This is a genomic window from Phenylobacterium sp., from assembly GCF_037138395.1.
Classification (GTDB): domain Bacteria; phylum Pseudomonadota; class Alphaproteobacteria; order Caulobacterales; family Caulobacteraceae; genus Phenylobacterium.
In genome coordinates, this window is sequence record NZ_JBAXIM010000128.1 from 1 (window position 1) to 7329 (window position 7329).

The 7329-nt window shown below is 64.5% G+C and carries 10 protein-coding genes and 1 tRNA gene; 7 read left to right on the plus strand and 4 right to left on the minus strand.

Features of this window, described 5'->3' with window-relative positions; genetic code table 11:
• The 3 genes from WCJ52_RS10145 to WCJ52_RS10155 form a co-directional block, all read left to right on the plus strand.
• Positions 1-204 (plus strand): limonene-1,2-epoxide hydrolase family protein (locus WCJ52_RS10145; protein ID WP_336903188.1); only part of this gene is annotated, 204 nt, incomplete at its 5' end.
• A gap of 47 nt (positions 205-251) precedes the next feature.
• The gene (locus tag WCJ52_RS10150) at positions 252-641 is read left to right on the plus strand and encodes a DUF983 domain-containing protein (protein ID WP_336903189.1); all 390 of its coding nucleotides are present in this window, start codon (positions 252-254) and stop codon (positions 639-641) included.
• Positions 642-666: 25 nt separating this feature from the next.
• On the plus strand, positions 667-2001 hold the full coding sequence (locus WCJ52_RS10155) for an MFS transporter (RefSeq protein WP_336903190.1): 1335 nt from the start codon (positions 667-669) through the stop codon (positions 1999-2001).
• A gap of 101 nt (positions 2002-2102) precedes the next feature.
• Here WCJ52_RS10155 and WCJ52_RS10160 read toward each other — a convergent pair whose 3' ends face one another.
• Both WCJ52_RS10160 and msrA read right to left on the minus strand, forming a co-directional pair.
• Positions 2103-2447, minus strand: coding sequence for an MmcQ/YjbR family DNA-binding protein (locus WCJ52_RS10160; protein WP_336903191.1), 345 nt, complete (start codon positions 2445-2447; stop codon positions 2103-2105).
• A complete protein-coding gene (msrA, locus tag WCJ52_RS10165; protein ID WP_336903192.1) occupies positions 2444-3097 on the minus strand; it encodes a peptide-methionine (S)-S-oxide reductase MsrA in 654 nt (217 codons plus the stop codon). Before msrA ends, WCJ52_RS10160 begins: the two co-directional genes overlap by 4 nt.
• Before the next feature lie 144 nt (positions 3098-3241).
• Here msrA and WCJ52_RS10170 point away from each other — a divergent pair.
• Positions 3242-3331: transfer RNA gene (locus tag WCJ52_RS10170), tRNA-Ser, on the plus strand.
• A 383-nt stretch (positions 3332-3714) separates the two neighbouring features.
• Here WCJ52_RS10170 and WCJ52_RS10175 read toward each other — a convergent pair.
• Positions 3715-4254, minus strand: a complete 540-nt coding sequence (locus WCJ52_RS10175; RefSeq protein ID WP_336903193.1) for a hypothetical protein — start codon at positions 4252-4254, stop codon at positions 3715-3717.
• On the minus strand, positions 4251-4763 hold the full coding sequence (locus tag WCJ52_RS10180; protein WP_336903194.1) for a hypothetical protein: 513 nt from the start codon (positions 4761-4763) through the stop codon (positions 4251-4253). Before WCJ52_RS10180 ends, WCJ52_RS10175 begins: the two co-directional genes overlap by 4 nt.
• A 510-nt stretch (positions 4764-5273) precedes the next feature.
• Between WCJ52_RS10180 and WCJ52_RS10185 the strand changes: the two genes are divergently transcribed.
• From WCJ52_RS10185 to WCJ52_RS10195, 3 genes are read left to right on the plus strand one after another with little or no spacing between them, the layout of a single operon-like run.
• Entirely contained in the window at positions 5274-5612 is a 339-nt protein-coding gene (locus WCJ52_RS10185) for a helix-turn-helix transcriptional regulator (RefSeq protein ID WP_336903195.1), read from the plus strand.
• The gene (locus WCJ52_RS10190) at positions 5602-6882 is read left to right on the plus strand and encodes a HipA domain-containing protein (protein ID WP_336903196.1); all 1281 of its coding nucleotides are present in this window, start codon (positions 5602-5604) and stop codon (positions 6880-6882) included. The genes WCJ52_RS10185 and WCJ52_RS10190 overlap by 11 nt, the downstream gene beginning before the upstream one ends.
• A 29-nt stretch (positions 6883-6911) precedes the next feature.
• Positions 6912-7160 carry a hypothetical protein gene (locus WCJ52_RS10195; protein WP_336903197.1) on the plus strand — a complete coding sequence of 83 codons (249 nt, stop codon included), beginning with the start codon at positions 6912-6914 and terminating at the stop codon, positions 7158-7160.
• Positions 7161-7329: the final 169 nt, after the last annotated feature.

Sequence of the window (7329 nt, forward strand, 5' to 3'; positions counted from 1 at the left end):
CCGATCTCGAAGAACGAATTCCACATCCTGCGCCGGGCCGTCGCCGGGCCTGTGGTGTTCATGGAGCGCCTGGACCGCCACCTGTTCGGGTCGAAGTGGGTGGAGCTGCCGGTCACCGGCGTCTTCGAGGTCAAGGACGGCAAGATCGTCTTCTACCGCGACTATTTCGACGCCCAGGTCCTGACGGCCCAGCTGGCGGGATAGGCCGCGCCCCTCTGGTCTTTTGGCCTCCGCGCGCGCATATGAAGCTCATGAGCCAGAGCCCCGCCTTCTTCACCGCTGTCTCCCGGGGCCTGCGTGGTCGCTGTCCGCATTGTGGCGATGGGCAGATGTTCCGGTCCTACCTCAAGGTCGATCCCGCCTGCCCGGCCTGCGGCGTCGATCTGGCGCGCTATCCGGCGGATGACGGCCCGGCCTATTTCACCATGCTGATCGTCGGCCACCTGGTCATCGTGCCGCTCCTGTTCATCCCCTGGGTTCGGCAGGGTCCGCCGGCGGTGGTCATTCCCGTGGCCCTGGTCTTCCTGACCGCGGTGACCCTGAGCTTCCTGCCCTGGGTCAAGGGCGCCTTCATTGGCCACATGGCCTACCTGCGCGCCACAGCCGACCGGACCCCAGGGCACACGGCCGACCAGGCCTGACCGCAAGGCCAGGGGGAGGGGAGAGATGACCGACGCTGCAGCCTCGACGGGCGCCCCGCCGACCGCCAGCCCTGAGCCTCCGGTCCTGTCCCCCCTGGCCCGCATCCGGGCCATACTGGGGGGCGCCGCCGGCAACCTGGTGGAATGGTACGACTGGTTCGCCTATTCCTCCTTCGCCCTCTATTTCGCCCCGCACTTCTTCCCCAAGGGGGACACGACGGCCCAGCTGATGCAGGCCGCGGCGGTCTTCTGGGTGGGCTTCCTGGCCCGGCCCCTGGGCGCCTGGCTGACCGGCCTTTACGCCGACCGGGCCGGCCGCCGGGCAGCCCTGACCCTGTCGGTCTCGCTGATGTGCGCCGGATCCTTCGCCATCGCCCTGTTACCGGACTATTCGGCCTGGGGGCCCCTGGCGCCCATCTGCCTGGTGGCGGCCCGCCTGGTCCAGGGCCTGTCCCTGGGCGGCGAGTATGGCGCCAGCGCCACCTACATGTCGGAGATGGCCGGCAAGACCCGGCGGGGCTTCTGGTCCAGCTTCCAGTTCACCACCCTGATCATGGGCCAGCTGACGGCCCTGGCCGTGCTGATCCTCCTGCAGAACCTGATGCCCAGGGCGGACCTGGAGGCCTGGGGCTGGCGCATTCCCTTCGTGATCGGCGGCCTGCTGGCGGTTGTGGTCTTCATCATCCGTCGGGGGATCCACGAGAGCCCCGCCTTCCTGGCCGCCCAGGCTAGGGGGGTGGAGCGGCTGGGCGCCGTCCAGATGTTCCGGCGCTTCCCGCGCGAGACGGCGATGATCTTCATCCTGACCTCGGCGGGCTCGCTCGCCTTCTACGCCTACACGACCTACATGCAGAAGTTCCTGGTCAATACGACGGGCTTCACCAAGGACACCGCCACGGCCATCAGCGCGGGCTCGCTGGTGGTCTACATGCTGATCCAGCCCCTGTTCGGACTGCTCTCGGACCGGATTGGCCGCAAGACCACCCTCACCTTCGCCTTCGGCGCCGGGGCCCTGGCCACCTTCCCGGTCATGAGCGCCCTTTCGGGGATCGGCTCGCCCTGGATGGCCCTGGCCCTGGTGGTCCTGCTGCTCGTCATCCTGTCGGGCTATACGGCGGTGAACGCCATCCTCAAGGCCGAGCTCTTCCCCGCCCACGTCCGCGCCCTGGGGGTGGCCCTGCCCTATGCCCTGGCCAACTCCATCTTCGGCGGCTCGGCGGAGTACGCCGCCCTGGCCTTCAAGAAGGCGGGCGCGGAGAGTGGCTTCTACGCCTATGTGGCGATCGTGATGGCCATCGCCTTCCTCGTCGCCCTGCGCCTGCGCGATACCCAGAAGCAGAGCCTGATCTTAGAGGACTAGGCGGCTGCCCCCCAATTCCTCCCCCAAGGGGGAGGTGGACCGCGCAGCGGGCCGGAGGGGGTCTGCTGAGGGGCCGGTGACCCCCTCAGCGGCGCACTTGCCTATACGGCGAGCCCCAGCTCTGCCCGGGCCTTGCGCGTTAGCTTGGCGGCGACCAGGGCGTGGGCGGCGGCCAGCCAGCCGCGCACCTCCTCGGCGTCCAGGGCCTCCAGGGCCTCAAAGGCCACCCACTTGGCGCGCGCCAGGTAGGGTGCCGGCCGGGCCTGACCCGTCTCCACCAGCACGGCATAGGCGATGTCGCTGACCTTGATCGACAGGGCCCCTTCCAGGGTCTTCAGGGCGAAGACCCGGCCGCCCACCTTGTAGACGTCGGCGCCGCCCCACTGGACGACCGTCTCCGTCGCCGGCAAGGCCAGGGCGGCGGCCTGGAAGGCTTCGGGGCTCAAGCCTTTACGCCCACCCCGATGGGGCAGGTCACCCCCGTGCCGTCCACGCCGCAGTAACCGTTGGGCACCTTGGCCAGGTATTGCTGGTGGTAGTGCTCGGCATAGAAGAAGGCCGGGGCCGGGACGATCTCGGTGGTGATGGTGCCGAAGCCCTTCGCCGACAGGGCGCCCTGGTAGACAGCCTGGGAGGCGCGCGCCGCCTCGGCCTGGGCCTCGTCGAGGGCGTAGATCCCTGACCGGTACTGGCTGCCGATGTCATTGCCCTGGCGCATGCCTTGGGTGGGATCATGCCCCTCCCAGAACACCTTCAGCAGGCCCTCATAGCTGACGACGGAGGGGTCGAAGTGCACGAGCACGGCCTCGGTATGGCCGGTGCGGCCAGAGCAGACCTCCTCGTAGGTGGGGTTGGGGGTGAAGCCGTTGACATAGCCCACGGCCGTGGCGACCACGCCGGGGGTCTGCCAGAACTTGCGCTCCACGCCCCAGAAGCAGCCCATGGCGAAGAGGGCGACCTGCAGGCCCGGGGCGAAGGGCCCCTTCAGCGGCTGGCCGGTGACGAAGTTGACCGCCGCCGTGGGCAGGGGATCGGGCCGGCCGGGCAGGGCCGTGGCGGCGGTGGGCATGTCGGGGGACTTGCGCAGGAAGACCATGCGGGGGCTCCTTCAGGGGGCGGTGGCGGTGCGTGACCCGCAAGATAAGCCCGCCCGCCGACGATTGCACCTGCCGCCTTGCCCGCCGCCCCGCGCCGGTATATCTCCACCCCTCCACGCTGGAGGCCCGCCTCCGGCGCGTGGGGTGCGGTGGCCGAGTGGTTGAAGGCGCACGCTTGGAAAGCGTGTTTAGGGGAAACTCTAACGTGGGTTCGAATCCCACTCGCACCGCCAACGCCCCTCGCCACAAATCTCTCTGCGCCTTGGGCGGGGCCGGAAAATCCCGTGATATTACAGGGTTTCCCCAAAAGGGCTCCGCACTGCGCGTGCCGGGAAATGGCCGGATTTCTCTCTGAATGGCCGAATACTCTCCAGACCTCCGCACCGTGGCGATTTGGTGCGGTTCTGAAAACATCAGTGGTTTCAGTATGCCCCGGGATCATAACGGCGTCCGGTTCGCCAGAGGATCGGCAGCCGAAACAAACACAGAGAGAACTTGGGGCATCGGCCCTGTTACCGCCGAGCTACACCACTACCAGGGCATGACACACGCCTCCTTTGCGCAGGGACGCGAATTGATCCTCCCAAATACCGAGAAGGCGCTCCCACAGTTGGCGTTAGGACTTCTTGCGTATGCCGATGGTGGCCAAGGCCTGAGCGACGCTGGGTCGCATGGTCCACCGGCTACCGTCGCCAAGGTCGGCAAAGATTCCGGTGAAATACTCTTTCCCATGGTCCTTGCCGCGGGGCGCGGGCCACAAGTACGCGCTCCGGTTCGCGCACATTGTGCCAAAGTGCATGTGCCAGGTCTGGGCACCCCATCCGCAGGCTTGGCTTAACTCGGCAGACGTACTCCCGGGATGATCGAGCAGCGCCCGCATGACAGTTAAGTCTGTTTCGCTTGGCGGCAGGGCGCGAAACGCCTCCAGCACGCGCTGCTCGACAGTCAGGCTGGTGAGGTGGGCGGTTAGAGCGTCTGCTTGGGACTGTCGATGATGGTCGAGAGCCTCGACAATATGGCGCGCTGCTTCCTTCTGAAGTGGGGTTCCCTCCGCCGCCAACCTGTCCGCGTTCCGCCGCATCTCAGTGCGCTGGCCGTCCGTCATGGAAGGAATGGCTGCGACGAGCCGCTCGGAGTTCGAATCTACAGTCATCATACGAGCCCCTCGAGCCTGATGGCCTCGCGGGATTCGTCGTACAGGCCATAGGACCACGCATTGGCCGTGTGATCGTACTCGTACTTCCAGAAGCAGTCGCCTGCTTGAAAGCCCTCAGTGTGGGCCAAGCGGCGACCAAACGCCCCAAACAGCCCGGCAAGCTGAGAACCCGTGTAGCCGGCCACCTTCTGGAGCTCTGCCGACGGCACCAAGTTGGGGTGAGCGTCGTAGATCTTTTTGAAAACTGCCCTCACTTGTGGGGAAAGCGGCCTGCGCGAAAGTGCGCGGCGCGCGACTGAAATGTTCATAGGGCGCGTGGAGGTAGTATCCGAGGCGTTCTGGGGCTCCAGAGCTTGCGCCACCACCCCCACACTTGCAACCCCGTCAGCTGTCGCTGCCTGGAGAGGGCTGGGGCCGCGGAGCATATCATCGGTACTCACGCCGAGTTCCTTATAGAAATCTGCTAGTTCCTTCGGGCTTCCCTCAACGTCAAGAATGCGTAGCTTCATGGTCGCCTCCGTTGTCAATGGCAGCTTCATAGCTAGCTAACGCAGAGGATACAACGAGTTTTTTGCTTGGGAGCAAATATTTTGCTCAGGCGGACCTCTTTAGCTAGCGCCGCATGGACGGTGCCCCGGGCGGGATGGGTGCCTATCGCAAGAGGGCGCAAGACGCTGGGAAGTGAAGGGCTGGCAGGGGTGACGGCCGTGGATGTTGGTCACTTCCTGCGTGGCGTAGGGCACGATCGGCCAGACGCCTGGGCTGAGTGGAAGTCGCTTGTGCAGCAGGGCAGTCAGGCCACGGTGGAATGTGCCCGGCTCGAGACAAATCTGTGTGAGACTGCAAGCCCCGTTTGACGGTTATGAGCCAAAGCGAATGAAATTGTCTTATTAATACGGCGCGAAATTGCTTCCCGACGCATTAATAAGACGGATATTGACTTTTTACCGGTAAAATCAGTAAACTGTCTTATTAGATCGTCACAAGGCACCCTTCCGCCGGGTTTATAGGACAAAACCATGCCAAAGCCCGCTCAACGCTCTTATTCCCGTTATGCGATCGACGCTATCGAACTGCTCGGTCAGCTCATCCGCATTGGGCGCATTGAGCGCAAGCTGACGACGCAGGATTTAGCGACGCGCGCCGGCATCTCACGCGACCTCCTTCATCGAATCGAACGTGGCGAACCGGGCTGTTCGATCGGCGCTGTTTTTGAAACGGCTGCGATTGTCGGCGTCCCGCTTTTTGAAGCCGAGCGGAGTTCGCTTGCGGGCCGCATCAACGATACAGGCAGCAAGCTCGCACTTCTCCCGAAAGCCGTACGCAGAAAAACACGGACGGTCCGCGATGACTTCTAAGGACCGTCCGAGCGAGGCTTACGTCTGGATATGGCTGCCGGGCGAAACGGAGCCGGTCGTCGCGGGCCTCCTGACGCTCGACGGCAGCAACCTCGTTTTCAACTACGGCCAATCCTATCTCGCGCGCAAAGACGCGATCTCAATTTACGAGCCTGAGCTGCCTCTCAAGGCTGGACTTCAACAGCCCGCCACCGGCCTCAACATGCCGAGTTGCATCCGCGACGGTGCGCCCGACGCGTGGGGTCGCCGCGTGATTATCAACCGCCGCTTCGGCCGCAAGCGCGATGACATAGACGTCAATCAGCTCGATGAGCTGACCTACCTTCTGGAGTCTGGATCTGACCGGATCGGCGCGCTCGACTTCCAAAGTTCGCCCACCGAGTACGTGGCGCGTGAAGCTCGCACGGCGACACTTGAAGAACTGATGGCCGCGGCAGAACGCGTCGAGAAGGGCGTGCCGCTGACGCCTGAGCTAGAGCAAGCCCTCTTCCACGGAAGCTCGCTTGGTGGTGCCCGCCCGAAGGTGATGCTTGTCGAGCACTCAGAAAAATACATCGCGAAATTCCCCGCGCAGAACGACGTCCTCAACCTGGTTAAGGCCGAATACATCGCGATGCGCCTCGCCGAGCGCATCGGCCTGAACGTGGCGCCGGTGCGCCTTGTCAAAGCGGCCGGCCGCGACGTGCTTCTCATTGAGCGCTTCGACAGATCGCGTACTGCTGCTGGCTGGACGCGCAAGGCGATGGTCTCAGCTCTCACGCTCTTCGGGCTCGACGAGATGATGGCGCGATACGCGAGCTACGAAGACCTCTGCTCGCTCATCCGCCACCGCTTTACCGATCCGGCGGGCACGCTTCGTGAGCTCTACGGCCGACTCGTCTTCAACATTCTCGTCGGGAACACCGACGATCACGCGCGCAATCACGCTGCGTTTTGGGACGGGAAGTCTCTAACACTCACGTCCGCGTACGACATCTGTCCGCAGGCACGCGCCGGTAACGAGGCCACACAAGCGATGCTCATCACGGCTGATGACCGAATGAGCCAGCTCGTGACCTGCCGGAAGGCCGCCAAGAATTTTCAACTCACGGAGGCCGACGCTGACGCGATCATCGCGGCCCAGGTCGGAACGGTGCGCGAGGCTTGGGCCGAAATCTGCGATGAGGCCGAGCTTTCAGAAGTCGACCGTAACGCGATGTGGCGGCGACAATTCCTGAACCCGTTCGCCTTTGAAGGTCTGCCCGACCATCTTCAGAAATTGGCCGTCTAGCGGCGGCACTATCTGGACAGGAGGATCTCATGAGCGTGGACTACCGGAAGCAACTGGAAGACAGCAAGCCGAGGCGCGAGCGCTTCCCCGACCAGGAGCAGTTCGAGGAGGCACTGGGATACTGGATGTCCCACCAGGGCCGGATCCTGGCGATGACACGCCGCACGGACGGCGCCCGGGCGGAATGGGTGCCTATCGCAAGAGGGCGCAAGACGCCGAGAAGTGAAGGGCTGGCAGGGGCGATGGCCCGGAGGTTGGTCACTTCCTGCGTGCCGTAGGGCACGATCGGCCAGACGCCTGGGCTGAGTGGAAGTCGCTTGTGAAGCAGGGCAGTCAGACCAAGGTGGAATGTGCCCGGCTCGAGACAAATCCGCGTCAGACTGCCTGCACCGCAGACAGTCACACCCAACGGAAGGTGGAGATTGGGCAAGCCAACTCCCTCTGCGA